General features: G+C 44.0%; 13 protein-coding genes and 2 pseudogenes. 14 read left to right on the top strand and 1 reads right to left on the bottom strand.

The genetic code is table 11. The annotated features are described in order from the left end of the window. The first annotated feature begins 80 nt into the window (after positions 1-80). From EUBC25_RS07870 to EUBC25_RS07935, 14 genes and pseudogenes are all read left to right on the top strand, one after another. Positions 81-738, top strand: a pseudogene (locus EUBC25_RS07870) (4Fe-4S binding protein). Positions 739-765: 27 nt separating this feature from the next. Next, positions 766-1,578: pseudogene (locus EUBC25_RS07875) on the top strand (oxidoreductase). A 31-nt stretch (positions 1,579-1,609) separates the two neighbouring features. Then, positions 1,610-2,755 carry an iron-containing alcohol dehydrogenase gene (locus EUBC25_RS07880; RefSeq protein ID WP_230104963.1) on the top strand — a complete coding sequence of 382 codons (1,146 nt, stop codon included), beginning with the start codon at positions 1,610-1,612 and terminating at the stop codon, positions 2,753-2,755. Between the two features lie 219 nt (positions 2,756-2,974). Further along, the gene (locus tag EUBC25_RS07885) at positions 2,975-3,691 is read left to right on the top strand and encodes a dihydrofolate reductase family protein (protein ID WP_230104964.1); all 717 of its coding nucleotides are present in this window, start codon (positions 2,975-2,977) and stop codon (positions 3,689-3,691) included. Continuing rightward, positions 3,688-4,287, top strand: a complete 600-nt coding sequence (locus EUBC25_RS07890; protein WP_230104965.1) for a flavodoxin — start codon at positions 3,688-3,690, stop codon at positions 4,285-4,287. The genes EUBC25_RS07885 and EUBC25_RS07890 overlap by 4 nt, the downstream gene beginning before the upstream one ends. 272 nt (positions 4,288-4,559) lie before the next feature. Continuing rightward, positions 4,560-5,183 carry a DUF6088 family protein gene (locus tag EUBC25_RS07895; RefSeq protein ID WP_230104966.1) on the top strand — a complete coding sequence of 208 codons (624 nt, stop codon included), beginning with the start codon at positions 4,560-4,562 and terminating at the stop codon, positions 5,181-5,183. Continuing rightward, positions 5,170-6,078, top strand: a complete 909-nt coding sequence (locus tag EUBC25_RS07900; RefSeq protein ID WP_230104967.1) for a nucleotidyl transferase AbiEii/AbiGii toxin family protein — start codon at positions 5,170-5,172, stop codon at positions 6,076-6,078. Before EUBC25_RS07895 ends, EUBC25_RS07900 begins: the two co-directional genes overlap by 14 nt. A gap of 19 nt (positions 6,079-6,097) precedes the next feature. Further along, positions 6,098-9,184 carry a TOTE conflict system archaeo-eukaryotic primase domain-containing protein gene (locus EUBC25_RS07905; RefSeq protein ID WP_230104968.1) on the top strand — a complete coding sequence of 1,029 codons (3,087 nt, stop codon included), beginning with the start codon at positions 6,098-6,100 and terminating at the stop codon, positions 9,182-9,184. A 122-nt stretch (positions 9,185-9,306) separates the two neighbouring features. Then, positions 9,307-9,510 carry a flavodoxin gene (locus tag EUBC25_RS07910; protein WP_230104969.1) on the top strand — a complete coding sequence of 68 codons (204 nt, stop codon included), beginning with the start codon at positions 9,307-9,309 and terminating at the stop codon, positions 9,508-9,510. 28 nt (positions 9,511-9,538) lie between these two features. Next, positions 9,539-10,222 (top strand): flavodoxin, encoded by a 684-nt coding sequence (locus tag EUBC25_RS07915; RefSeq protein ID WP_230104970.1) that lies wholly within the window; start codon positions 9,539-9,541, stop codon positions 10,220-10,222. Positions 10,223-10,270: 48 nt separating this feature from the next. Then, positions 10,271-10,972 (top strand): DUF4405 domain-containing protein, encoded by a 702-nt coding sequence (locus EUBC25_RS07920; RefSeq protein ID WP_230104971.1) that lies wholly within the window; start codon positions 10,271-10,273, stop codon positions 10,970-10,972. Then, complete coding sequence (locus EUBC25_RS07925) at positions 10,962-12,005, top strand: FAD:protein FMN transferase (protein WP_230104972.1); 1,044 nt, start codon at positions 10,962-10,964, stop codon at positions 12,003-12,005. Before EUBC25_RS07920 ends, EUBC25_RS07925 begins: the two co-directional genes overlap by 11 nt. 104 nt (positions 12,006-12,109) lie before the next feature. Continuing rightward, positions 12,110-12,454, top strand: a complete 345-nt coding sequence (locus tag EUBC25_RS07930; protein ID WP_230104973.1) for a winged helix-turn-helix transcriptional regulator — start codon at positions 12,110-12,112, stop codon at positions 12,452-12,454. After that, positions 12,454-13,305 (top strand): arginase family protein, encoded by an 852-nt coding sequence (locus tag EUBC25_RS07935; RefSeq protein ID WP_230104974.1) that lies wholly within the window; start codon positions 12,454-12,456, stop codon positions 13,303-13,305. The genes EUBC25_RS07930 and EUBC25_RS07935 overlap by 1 nt, the downstream gene beginning before the upstream one ends. A 77-nt stretch (positions 13,306-13,382) precedes the next feature. Here the strand turns inward: EUBC25_RS07935 and EUBC25_RS07940 are convergent, their stop codons facing one another. Beyond that, positions 13,383-13,946: a TetR/AcrR family transcriptional regulator gene (locus EUBC25_RS07940; protein WP_230104975.1), complete on the bottom strand. Its 564-nt coding sequence runs from the start codon at positions 13,944-13,946 to the stop codon at positions 13,383-13,385. Between the last annotated feature and the right edge of the window lie 173 nt (positions 13,947-14,119).

The raw sequence follows: 14,119 nt of genomic DNA on the forward strand, positions 1-14,119 counted from the left end.
GGTTGTATGAACCGATAGTTCCAATCGGATTATAACATGAATGAAACTGAAGTGCAAGAAAAGCAGAAGGGAGAGGAGTCATGGTATTTTATTTTACCGGCACGGGAAACAGTCTGTATATTGCAAAACAACTGGACGAAAATCCGGTCAGTATTCCCCAGGCAATCCATCAGAAATCTTTAGAATTTACATCCGACAGGATTGGCGTAGTTGCCCCTGTTTATGGGCATGAAGTTCCGGATATGGTAAAGGAATTTCTGAAAGCGGCTCGCTTTCATACGGATTACTTTTATATGATCCTGACTTACGGGAACCGTCATGGAGGGGCAGCTGGCTGCAATCCTTCGAGACCTGAACGCCGGAAAAAGAATGATCTCACAAGTGACAGAAAGCGACCGGGCCGTGCACCGGGAATTTGTTGATCGTATGAGCCAAAGTCCGGCGGATCCATGGCAGCATCTTTTGAAGATAAAAGAAAACTGTATTGGCTGCGGGATCTGTGAAAAGGTATGCCCTACAGCGTCTATTCACGTGACAGACGGCAAAGCTGTTTATATCCCGGGCAGCTGCCAGACATGTCTGGCCTGTGCACATGCCTGTCCCCAGAAGGCAATAGGGCTGGCTGTACCTGAGAAAAATCCCCGGGTACGTTACCGAAATGAGAATATTTCATTACGGGAAATTATTGAGGCAAATTCACAGGTCCGGAATGAAAACCGGGAGACTGTAAATAAATAGGAGGGAAATAAGATGCAGAAAGTTTGGATGGTGACAGGAAGCTCTTCCGGATTAGGAAAAAGCTTTGTAAAAGCGATTGCAGAGCAAGGAGATTTTGTTGCCGCTGCCGCCCGCAGCAAAGAGGCGCTGCAGGAATTGGAAAATCTGTATCCGGGACAGATCCTGCCGATTAAGCTGGATGTGACGGATAAGGAACAGATCAAACGGGCAGTAGAAACGGTCATCAATACGAAAGGCCGTATTGACTGACTGATCAACAATGCCGGGTACGGATACCGGGCAGCAGTGGAGGAAGGGCAGGAAAAGGATGTGGATCTTTTGTTTCAGACCAATTTCTTCGGACCGGTTTCTCTGATCAAAGAAGTGCTGCCTTATATGCGGGGGATGAAGAGCGGCTCCATCGTCAATATTTCATCCATTGCAGCAGTAAATACCTTTCCGGGATCCGGATATTATGGAGCATCGAAATGTGCTCTGGAAGGAATGTCCAGCGCTCTTCAGAAGGAGACAGAGCCTCTTGGAATTAAGGTAATGGTGGTAGAACCGGGAGCATTCCGTACCAATTTCAGCGGACGTTCCCTGAAACAGACAGAGCTTCAGATCAGTGATTATGATGCCACAGCAGGGCTTAGAAGAATTGAGAATGATCACAGCCACGGCACACAATGCGGAGATCCGGACAAAGGGGCCAAACTGGTACTGGAAGCGATCCAGTCTGAGAATCCGCCCTTTAAATTTATACTTGGAGGCGATGCGTGGGAAGTTTACAGACAGAGGGAGCAGATGCAGAATGAGGAAATGCGGCCCTGGCTTGAAAAAAGCAGACAAACAACATTTTAATGATCATTTATAAGAAAGAGAGGTACTTATTATGAACAACTTTACTTTTACCTATCCTACAAAAGTTTATTTTGGAGAAGGAGCTGCAGCGGACGCGCTTAAGCAGGAACTTCCTAAGGTTGGAAAAACGGTTATGCTGGCTTACGGAGGCGGCTCACTGAAAAAGAGCGGCGTCTATGACGAATTGAAAGACATTCTTGAGCAGGCGGGAAAAGAAGTGGTGGATTTTTCCGGCATTATGCCGAATCCTACCTATGCTAAAGTACAGGAAGGCGCAGCGCTTGCAAGAGAACGCAATGTAGACTTTATTTTAGCTGCAGGCGGAGGCAGTGTCGTTGACTGCTGTAAAGTCATTTCTGTCCAGGCTATGGCAGAGGAAGATATCTGGGACATGGAATACGGAAAAGGACAATTTCCGACAGAGGGAATCCCTATGGGAGCCGTTGTGACAGCTTCCGGAACCGGGGCAGAGATGAACTACGGCGCAGTCATCACTTATGAAGAAAAAATGTGGAAAGGTCCTATTGTAGGCTCCTTTGCTTCTTTTGCTATCCTTGATCCTGCCTATACCGCAACGGTTCCGGCAATGCAGGTACTTTCCGGTGCTTTCGATACTTTAAGTCATGCAATGGAAACATATTTGGGAAATTCAGATACAGATAATGTGTCTGATGATGTGGCGCTTTCTATTATGAGAAATACAGTTGTCAATATGCGCCGCCTTCTTGTAAATGTGAACGACATGCAGGCAAGAGGAAACCTGATGTGGGATTCTGCTATGGCAGAGAACGGTATTTTGAAAGTGGGACGCCTTACTGATTTCCAGGCTCACCAGATGGAACATCAGCTTGGCGCTTATACAGATTGTAATCACGGACAGGGGCTGGCTGTCATTCATCCGGCATACTACCGTCACATCCTGAAAGACGCAGAAGCAAAATTCACCCGGTTTGCAAAAGAAGTTTTTGGAAAAGACAATGCAGAGGCTGGATTGGAGGCTTTGACGGCATTTATCGAGGAATGTGGTCTGCCTACAAAGATGGGACAATTAAAATCTAAAGTGGAACTCACGCCGGATATACTTCGCAAGGTGGCAGATACGTGCAATATCATCAAATCAGGCCCAAGAGAACTTAGCAGGGACGAAGTTTATGAAATTTTGACGGAGTGTCTGTAAGGAGGGCAATTATGAAGCGTAAAAAGGGGTGGATTATGGGAACTGTGGTCATAGCGGTCATTGTATTCTGATCGTGCGGCTGAGGTTTATGAAGATGTAGATTATCATGTTATTGACGGGGCGGGCCACGGATTCAGCGGCAACGCCTTTGATGAAGCCGTAAGATATGTTTTCGACTATTTACAGCAAATCGAAATTATCTGAGAAAGGAGAAAGTCTATGAATCGTCCTTATACGATTTGTCACATTCTTAGTGCATTAGACGGTAAGATCACGGGAGAGTTTATGGAAATGGAGAGCGCCCGATCCGTCAGTGAGGAGTATGGCCGCATCCGCACAGAATATCAGGCGGACGCATGGCTTTATGGAACCATAACGACAAAGGAATTTACAGGATGGCGGAAACCGGAGCCTGATTTTGGAACAGAGGTTCCTGACGGTGATTTTGTTGCGGAAAAGCAGGCTCCCCTCTACTATGTTTCTGTTGACGTGCAGGGGGAAATCGGCTGGGAATCCGGTACTTTCCACAAAGCGGGCAGACCAGACGCTCATGTAATCGAAGTCCTGACGGAGAAGACACCGGCAGCTTATCGAGCCTATCTTTGCAAACATGGCGTGTCTTACATTTTGGCAGGTTCCGAAGGGCTGGACAGCAAACTGGCCGTGGAGAAATTACATCAGTTATTTGGAATCAACAGGCTGCTGATCTGTGGCGGAGGTACGGTCAACTGGACGTTCCTGCAGCAGGGAGTAGTGGATGAACTAAGTCTGCTGATCGCACCGGTTGCAGATGGAAATCCGGATTCGGTTACAGTGTTTGAAAGATCACCGTTGCTCCCTGCCGGCGGCCCAGCGGTTTTTCAGTTAAAAAATATAGAACGGCTAAGAGGCGATGGTGTCCGGCTGGTATATACGGTAAGGAAGGTGATACGATGAAAATAAGAAAAACGCTTTTATTGCTTGTGTTAGCAGTGGTTTTCAGTATTGTACTGGCAGCCTGCGGAAACAGCAGTCCCTCCACAGAATCATCTTCTGCGGCTGGCGAAGAACCGGGAACCGCAGAAACCAATACAAATGGCGGAAATATTTTGATTGCCTACTTCTCCCATACGGGAAATACCGAAGAAGTTGCCGGACAGATTGCCGACCTGACCGGAGGAACGCTTGCGGAAATTCAGAGGGCAGAAGAATATGGAGATTTGCAGGAAGAAGCAGAAGCGGAAATTTTAGAGGGTGTCCATCCCGAAATTACAGTCAGTGTAGATAATGTAGAGGACTATGACACGATTTTTGTGGGCTATCCTATCTGGTGGGGCATCGCGGCATGGCCCGTGGATTCGTTTGTCGAGGCCAATGATTTTACCGGGAAGACGGTGATCCCCTTCTGCACATCGGCAAGCTCCGGTCTGGGCGACAGCGGCGCGCTTCTGGCGGAGATGGCAGGAACAGGTGACTGGCAGGAGGGCATGAGATTCCGGTCAGGAGCGGATGAAGCGGATGTTCAGGAATGGGTGAGCGGACTGGGATTGTAAATATTGAGAACAGAATAGTCAGAAATGCGGGCGGGGTGCATGTGTATCCTGCCTTTTTATGTGCCATTTAAAGTGCCAAAAGGTATTTTTAAAAGGTACTTTGAATTTCTAAAACTGTGTTTAATAGGACATTAATAGGACAATATGTCCTGTTAAACAGTGATGTAGATGGAAACAATATGAATAAATCAGATGCGATTGACAAAGAAAATAATTTCAAGTATACTAACAATAAGTAAGCAAATAATTTACTTATCGAAAGGGAAGCGGTTATGTTATATGAATATTTGAAAGAAAATTATATTCCAGGAGAACCTATTTTTACCGGAGATATTGATATCCCAGGGATGACAGAAGAAAATCTTAGATATCATTTAAAAAAACTTACTGACAGTGGAACCATATGCCGATTTGAACCGGGAGTATACTATTTCCCTAAAACGGATATTTTCGGTGAGCGAATGTCTTTGTCCCCGGATACAGTAGCTGTTCATAAGTATATCTTGCGCAGGGGAAAGCGGGTGGGTTACTATTCCGGCTATACATTGGCAAACCGCATGGGATTATCCACGCAGGTTCCGCTTACTCAGGAGATAAGCAGCAATTTTGCTCCGGCATTGGTAAGGAAAATAACGATTAAAAACAGGCAATACCTTATCAGAAGACCAGTGGTGGAGGTGACGAAAGAAAATGCACCGGTGCTGCAGTTTTTGGATTGTCTGAAGGATATTGAAAAATGCACAGAGATGGAGCCGGAAAAATGCGGAAGGATTTTGACAGAATATGCCAGAAAAAATGCTATTACAAAGAAAAAAATCGATAGGTTTATTGCAAATTATCCGATTAAGATATATAAAGCAATATATGAAACGGAGGTGGAGTATGTATCTTCATAAGGATAGAGAAATGTTTAAGGATATGGTGGAACAGACTGCTGAGCAAAGCGGAAGAACACCTATAGTAGTAGAAAAGGATTACTATGTTACACTGATCCTAAAATTATTGTCAGAGCAGCTTGATCTGTGTGTTTTCAAGGGAGGGACGTCTTTATCCAAAGGATATCATATAATCAATCGTTTTTCTGAAGATATTGATATTACTTTCAAAGAGCATATAGGAGAGAGTAGAAGGAAAAAACTTAAGAATGTTGTTTTAAAAGGAATAAGCGAAGAACTGGAAATGCCGATTGCAAACTGGAATGAAACCCAAAGCGACAGGGACTATAACGCTTATTTCTTTTCATATACTTCTGTATTTGAACTGGAAGATGAAAGACTGCCGCAGTATATAAAACTGGAAACTGCATTGGGGTCGTATGCATTTCCGACACAGTCGTTAGAGATACATAATTATATTGGGGATTATCTGGAAAAGCGAAATCGAATAGATCTGGCAAAACAATTTTCTCTTGACAGATTTTCAATGAATTTACAGTCGTTGGAAAGGACTTATATTGATAAGATTTTTGCTCTTTGCGATTATTATATGCAGGGGAAATCAAAACGGTATTCGCGTCATTTGTATGATGTCTATAAACTTACTCCGCTCATTGATTTTGATAATAAGTTTGTCTCATTAGTCAAAGAGGTCAGGGAGCATCGGGCTCAAATGACTGTATGTCCATCCGCAAAAGAAGGAGTAGATGTATCTGCCATTATTACAGAGTTTTGTGATAATTCCTTTTATGAAGAAGATTATCAGTCTATCACCAGTTATTTTACAGAAGACTTTGTGTCTTATGAGGATACCATTAAGAATATGAGAAAAATTATACAGGACATTTCTTTTTAGAAATCAAACAGGTAAAAATATGGATAATAAAGATAAGATTATTCGGGAACAGAGAGAAGAAATCCGTTTATTAAATGAAGAAATTAAGTGCCTTCAGTTACTTTTGTCCCAAGCAGGTATTCCCTATGGAAAAGGTATTCAGGAAAAGGAAAGACCGGCTGCTCTGCAGAAGGATTCTGTCATGAGTGAAACGGAAACAGTCAGGGAGCAATTTATCATCCCGGAAATGATCACTCAGAAGCACGCCCAGTATTTCTATTCTTTTTTCAAAGGACGGAAAGATGTATACAGTAAAAGAGCAGGAAAGCCGAATCCTAAGACCGGGAAAACAGGATATTATACGCAATGCTGGAATTACTGGAAGCCGGGTATTTGTCCGAAATATGAAAAAAAGAAAATAAAATGTGCGGACTGCCCGGAACAGCATTACAAAGAGCTTACAGGCAAAGTGATCATGCAGCATTTGATAGGTGCAAGAGAAGATTGTTCGGACGTGATAGGCGTCTACCCTATGCTGCCTGATGAGACTTGCAATTTCCTTGTATTTGATTTTGATAATCATGATGATACTACGAATGGGGATGATTATGCCAATACAGATGAACTCTGGAGGGAAGAAGTAAATGCTCTGCGCGAGATTTGCAGGATTTATGGAGTGGGTATCCTGACAGAGCGTTCTCGTTCTGGAAAAGGAGCGCATATCTGGATGTTTTTTCAGGAACCTGTTCCGGCGAGAACAGCAAGGCTTTTTGGCACTGCACTTCTGACAAAAGGAGCGGAGTCTGTAAATCAAAAGAGCTTTCGGACATACGACAGGATGCTCCCGGCTCAGGATCATATGCCTGTGGGCGGACTTGGAAATCTGATCGCGCTTCCTTTACAGGGACAGGCATTAAAAAAGGGAAACAGTGCATTTATAGATCAGGATTGGAATGTATATCCGAATCAGTGGCAGCAGTTACAGAACGTAAAGAAACTGTCGAAAGAATTTATTGATAAGAAGATAAATGAATGGGCGGAAGATGGAGTCTTAGGCGCGCTCTCAGATCTTGAAAATATGGACAAAGAGGAAAATGGAGAGGTATCAGAAGATAATGTGGAAAACCTGCAAAAAGCAGCGTTGAACGGTCATAGTCAGCAGACTGCAAGTCAGAAATCTGGCAAGAAGTCAAAGCCCTGGAAGAAGAGAAAACTTCAGTTTTATCCGGAAGATGTTTCCGGACAGATTCAACTTGTCCTTGCAAATGGAATATACATTGAAAAGGAAAATCTTCAGCCAAGGATGCAGAACACCTTACGTCGTATGGCTGCGTATAGCAATCCTCAATATTATAAAAATCACGCGATGGGGTTCTCTAACAGAGATAACCCGAGGATTGTGGCATGTTTTGAAGAGTTTGATGATTACATCCGCATTCCACGAGGCCTCAGGGAAATCCTGTCAGAAAAGCTGAAGGAAGCAGGAATCCCGTATGAGGTCAGTGATGAGAGACAAAAAGGAAAGAGTATCTGTGTGGATTTTTCTGCGGAACTTTATCCGGAGCAAAGAAAAGCGTCAGAACAAATGCTGCGGTATGAAAATGGAATCCTGCATGCAGCGACCGCCTTTGGAAAAACAGCAGTAGGTGCTTATCTGATTGCAGCAAGAAAGATGAATACTCTTATATTGGTACATAATAAGGAAATTATGAATAACTGGGTGGAAGATCTTCAGAAATTCCTTGATATTAACGAAGAACCGCCTGAGTACACGACGCCGAAGGGGCGTGTGAAACGGAGAAAAAGTGTGATCGGAACCCGCTATGCAGGACATGATTCCATGACAGGGATTATTGATGTGGTGATGATATCATCTCTTGGAAAACCTGGAAATATTGATACAGTTGTGAAGGATTATGGAATGGTACTCATAGATGAATGTCATCACTGTGCATCGGATACCGCAGAGGCAGTAGTGAAAGAAGTCTCTGCCAGATATGTTTATGGCCTGACCGCAACTCCCAAACGGGATGACGGACAGGAACAAAAAATATTTATGCAGATCGGACCAGTCAGATACCGTTTCAGCGCAAAAGATAAAGTGAAACTTCAGGGAATTGCGCATTATGTATATCCGAGATTTACAAGGCTGATCAATACTACAGGACAGGACTGGAAGATCAATGAAGCATATGCCGCAGTGCGCGGCAGTGATGTGAGAAACAGGCAAATTATATCTGATGTAGAAGAATGTCTGAGGCAAGGCAGGACTCCACTCGTTTTGACAAAATTCAGAGATCATGCAGATATATTGCTCGCTATGCTCCGGGATAAGGCGGATCATATATTCCTGCTTAAAGGCGGCAGAAGCAGAAAGGAAAACGAGCAGATCCGTGAGAATATGAAAAATGTTCCGGTAAATGAATCAATGGTTCTTGTTGCCATCGGACAATATATCGGAGAAGGTTTTAACTACCCAAGGCTAGACACAATGATGCTGACAACTCCCATTGCCTGGCAGGGGAATGTGGAGCAGTATTCCGGAAGACTACACAGGGATTATGAAGGCAAACGGAAGGTCATCATATATGACTATGTGGATGCGCATATCCGTGTATTGGATAAAATGTATTATAAAAGACTGAGAGTATATAAGAAGATCGGATATGAGATCGTTATGAATGAGGCAGAGAAAAAGCAGGAGACTAATGCCATATTTGACAGCGAATCCTATACGTCTGTATTTGAAAGAGATGTGGCGCAAGCCGATACGGAGATTGTGATTTCCAGCCCTGGAATCGGTGTAAAGGGGGTACACAGAATTTTAAAAACTTTGGAAGAACGACATGATAGCGGTGTGAAGATCACACTACTGACGCTGTCGGCGGACAATTACCCACAACAGCGAATTGAAAAGACGAAAGGACTGATTACCGAACTGATAGAATCGGGAGTGACTGTGCTGGAGAAGACGGGGATGCATGAACATTTTGCTTTGATTGACAGAGAAATCGTCTGGTATGGAAGTGTGAATCTGCTGTCTAATGCAAAGGAAGAAGATGGTTTGATGAGAGTGAAGAGTAGGGAGATTGCTCAGGAACTGCTGGAGATTGGGTTCCTGGAATAACTATTCTGGGGAATGTGGAAACACAAAACACACTTTTGTATACCGTTAAGCTCAGTAAAATCAAGGGCTGGGGAAAACGACCTCCGGTTTACTATCCGATTTGGTGGGATGAAGCTCCGGCTATGATTGCGACTTTTCTTGCAGAGAACGATTTTTCAGGTAAGACGATCATCCCCTTCTGCACCAGCGCCAGCGATGACATTGACAACAGTCTCCATATTTTCAGTGAGCTTTGCCCGGATGCAGAGATTGCAGAGGGACTTACCGCAAATGATCTGAATGATATTGAGCCGTGGATTCAGGAGCTTGGAAATCTGTTGACATAGATAACAAATAGTAAAGGAGTATTTTATCATGAAAAAATTAGCAGCATTTATTCTTTCTTCCACTTTGGTTCTTTCTCTAACTGCCTGCAGTAGTGATCAGCAGGAGCAGACTGGAAACGGAGGAGCGGATACGTCGAATACATCAGATACAGCAGCGCTGCCTTCATTAGACGGGAATATTCTGATCGCTTATTTTTCTGTTCCTGAGACAGACGGAACCGATACAGTTGCAGGAGCAAGCCGTGTTGTTGTTGACGGAGAAGTTCTGGGAAATAATCAGTATATTGCACAGCTTATCCAGCAGGAAGCAGGAGGAGATCTCTTCCGCATTGAGACGGTACAGGAATATCCCGGCACACATGATGAACTGCTGGATTTTGCTTATAACGAGCTCTCTGAGAACGCAAGGCCTGAACTTGCCTCGCAGATTGAGAATTTAGATGATTACGACGTGATCTTTCTGGGTTATCCTAACTGGAATGCTGATCTTCCTATGCCTTTGTATACCTTCCTGGAAGAATATGATTTCAGCGGAAAGACTATCATTCCATTTACGGCACATGGGGGAAGCGGATTTTCCGGAACCATTCAGACGATCCAGGAACTCCAGCCTGAAGCAACGGTAATAGAAGATGGTCTGGAAATCTCCCGAAACAGTGTACCGGATGCCCAGAGCGATGTGGCAGACTGGGTTGCAGGGCTGAAGGGATAAAACGACTGCTGACAGGCCAAGAGAGGATTTTTCAAAAGGAGAAACACCATGAACCCTAAAATGATCGTCAAAATCTCTGTTGATTTTGTTATGACAATTCTGCTCCTGTTTTTGATGGGAAGACAGATTACAGGAGAGTCTGCTCACGAATGGCTGGGAGCGGGAATATTTATCCTCTGGATCATACACCATATTTTGAATTTTAAGTGGCACAGACATTTGGCGAAAGGGAAATATACCCCTTTCCGTGTGATACAGGTGGTCGTAAATCTGCTGCTTTTACTCGCTATGATCGGAACAATGGTAAGCGCGGTGATCTTGTCCAGAGAAGTTTTTGCGTTTTTACCTATTTCAGGCGGTATTGCACTGGCTCGTCCTATGCACATTCTATGCGTTTTCTGGGCATTTGTTCTGATGGCGCTGCATCTTGGGCTCCACTGGAATATGATCCTTGGAATGATACGGAAAGCATGCGGCCCGGTTTCATCAAAGCCGGTCAAAGGGATCCTTCGCGTAGCAGGTGCGGTGATCGCTGTTTACGGACTTTATGCTTTTGTAAAAAATCAATTTCTTTCCTATATGTTTTTGACTGCGCACTTTGTGTTCTTTGATTTTGAACGGCCCCTTCCTTTGTTTTTTACGGAATACATTGCCATTATGGGATTGTTTGTATTCCTGGCTCACTATGGAGCAAAAGGGATTCAAACATGCACGGCAAGGAGGAGGAAACAGCAGCAGGATGAGAAATAAACGGTTTCTTTCATTTTCTGCGCTTACAGCGGCATTTTCTCTATTCCTTTCAGGGTGTGCCGGCTCGCAGGAAGCATCTGTGCAGGAGCATACGGCCGAATTGTTTGCCATGGGAACTTATATGAATTTTACAGCTTATGGAGAGCAGGCAGACGCGGCACTGGATGAGGCGGTCTCGTATGTAGAAGAATGGGAATCTTTGTGGTCCGTTACTGACGAAAACAGTGAGATTTACGCCGCAAATCACAGTAACGGGCGGCCGGTGCCTCTTAGCACGGAAACAGAAAATTTACTCCGCTTTGCGCTGGAAATGTCCGGACAGACACAAGGAGCCCTTGATCCTACCATTTATCCCCTTGTAAGTGCCTGGGGATTTATTGACCAGGAATATCGGATCCCCTCGGATGAAGAAATACAGGAATTGCTTTCGCTTACCGGATATGAAAAAGTTACGCTGGAAAACCATGCGGTTACATTGCCGGAAGGAATGCAGCTGGATCTGGGGGCGGTGGGAAAAGGATATACCGGGGAACTTCTTGCCGATCATCTGAAAGAGCAGGGTGTTACTTCAGCGCTTCTGGATATCGGAGGAAATATCCAGATGGTAGGACCAAAGCCGGATGGGACAAAATGGAGGCTTGGCATCAGAAATCCTTTTGAAGATGGGAGCTTTGGGACTTTAGAGGCACAGGACTGCGCGGTTGTGACTTCCGGAGGATATGAACGTTATTTTACCGGTGAAGACGGAACCACTTACTGGCATATTCTGGACCCTGCAACCGGACGGCCTGCTGACAGTGATCTGGCTTCTGTAACGATCATTGGAGACAGCGGGGTACTTTGCGACGCCCTTTCCACGGCTATCTTTGTTATGGGGCTGGAGGAAGGAATACAGTACTGGGAGACATACGGCGGATTTGATATGCTGCTTATGACATTGGACGGAGAGATCTACCTGACAGAAGGGATAGAAGAAAATTTTACTCCGGAAGAAGAGTTTTCCGGACAAACGATCCATGTGATGGAAGCGTGAAATTGACTCTTTTTATTACTGATATTATAATAATCATAGCAAGAATAAGATAAAAGACAAGTACACATATTAAAGTGTGATACTTACTAAAAGGAGAGTGTAAAATGAGCAAACGCTGCATATCAGATGAAAGTCTTGGCTCAACCGGATTCAGTTATACGTTATCTTTGATCAACGGAAAATACAAAATGACGATTCTGTACACTTTAATGGAATTTGGCGTAGTGCGGTTTAATGAGATGAAAAAATATATTGGCGGAATCTCTTATAAGACCTTAAGCTCTACACTAAAGGAACTGGAAGCAGACAAACTTGTCCACCGGGAGGAATATCCCCAGATTCCTCCCAAAGTGGAGTACAGCCTGACAGAAAGGGGAAAATCACTTATCCCTATCCTGGACGGCATGTGTGAATGGGGAGATAAAAATCGTCTGAAGGAGGAAGACTGATGAAAACGATTCGATTACTTTATCCTGACTATTTAAGCGGAGGACTGGAAACTTACTATTTCGGTGCCAATTTGCTGGCGCATATTCTTCCGGAGAATGAAAACCAGCCTCTGCTTAAAGTACCTGTTGCCCCGCCCGATGGGAAAGAACGCCAGGTAACGGACGGGATATACGCCAAAGAGGAGGTAACAGCGGGAATCCGCAGTGCCATGGAGATCCTTGAGCAGGAGAAGCCTGATAGGATCATTACCATCGGTGGAAACTGCATCGTGTCCCAGGCGTCATTTGATTATCTCCATGGTCTTTACGATAATTTGGGAATCATCTGGATTGATGCGCACCCTGATGTGTCCCAGGTGAAGGATGAGTATCCCAATGCCCATGCTATGGTTCTGGGTTCTCTTATGGGATCCGGAGATCCTGCTCTTTCCGGACTGATGAAGAACAGAAAGTTTCAGGCGGATGAAATTTTGTATGTGGGACTTCAGGGACTTCACGATTATCAGGAACAGTTTTTACGGAATGCGAAAGTCAATTTTAAAGTTCAGACGGAAGAATTTGTTTCCGAGAAAGAAATTTTAGAATTTACAGAGCGTTTTGATCATATCCTGGTTCATCTGGACATTGATGTGCTGGATCCGGGGCTTTTCCATTCCACCTACTTTGCAAACGGAGAGCTGGTGGGGGACGGAAGCGGCGGAGGAAGAATGACAGTGGAAGATCTTTCCGGCATTCTGAAGCTTATAACAGGAAAAGCAGATGTTGTGGGCTTTACTGTTGCAGAATATCTTCCCTTTGATGAACACAGGCTGCATAAAATGTTTTCTTCTTTGGAGTTGTTTACACGCTAAACGATATATCTTCTTAATAAAGGCTCTGCAAAACTTTACAGGAGTTTTGCAGAGCTGATTTTTTTGGAAAACTTCAGTTATAAAATCGGTTCCATAACAAAGCGAAAATATTGATCCAGCTCTTCAGGGCTTTGTTTTTGTCCACCCTTGATCCACCATAGGACCATTTCTACAAAGCTGGAAGAAATGTGATTGATTAAAAAGTCAGTTGGGAGCAGGGAGTTTCGATTTCTTTTTTGCTCCACAAACTGTATCTGCACCAGTTTATTCAGACTATCTTTAAAATAGCGAAGGAAAATTTCATTGTTTTCACAGGAAAGCAGATCCAGGATATGGCGATTATTTTCCTTAAGGTGTTGAAGAAGGTGGCAGAACACAGAGTCGGGCACCCTGCCTTCTGAATAGAGTCCGTGGGTGTGAGTACAGTCTGCAGCGCTGCTGATAATATGACCGAATAATTCTTCGCATAAGGCTTTCAGAAGATCATCTTTTGTTTCAAAATGGGCATAAAAGGTTGTTCGCCCTACATTTGCACTGTCAATGATCTCCTGTACAGTAATTTTGCTGTAGCTTTTTTCGGATAAAAGTGTACTAAACGCTGTGAAGATCGCAGTGCGTGTTTTTTGCTGCCGTCTGTCCATAATGGTCTCCTCTTTCATAAAATTGGTCTAAGAAATACCTGAAATTCCGTACAGATTTTCTGAAATGTTCTGTAGGAAACATCGGGCATTAATTATCCATTGTAATTTGTTCAGGTACTTTCTACAATAAAAGAGAACAAAATGTTTGTTAATGAATTTATTGTATGAAAACG

The organism is Claveliimonas bilis (assembly GCF_020892095.1).
GTDB classification, from domain to species: domain Bacteria; phylum Bacillota; class Clostridia; order Lachnospirales; family Lachnospiraceae; genus Claveliimonas; species Claveliimonas bilis.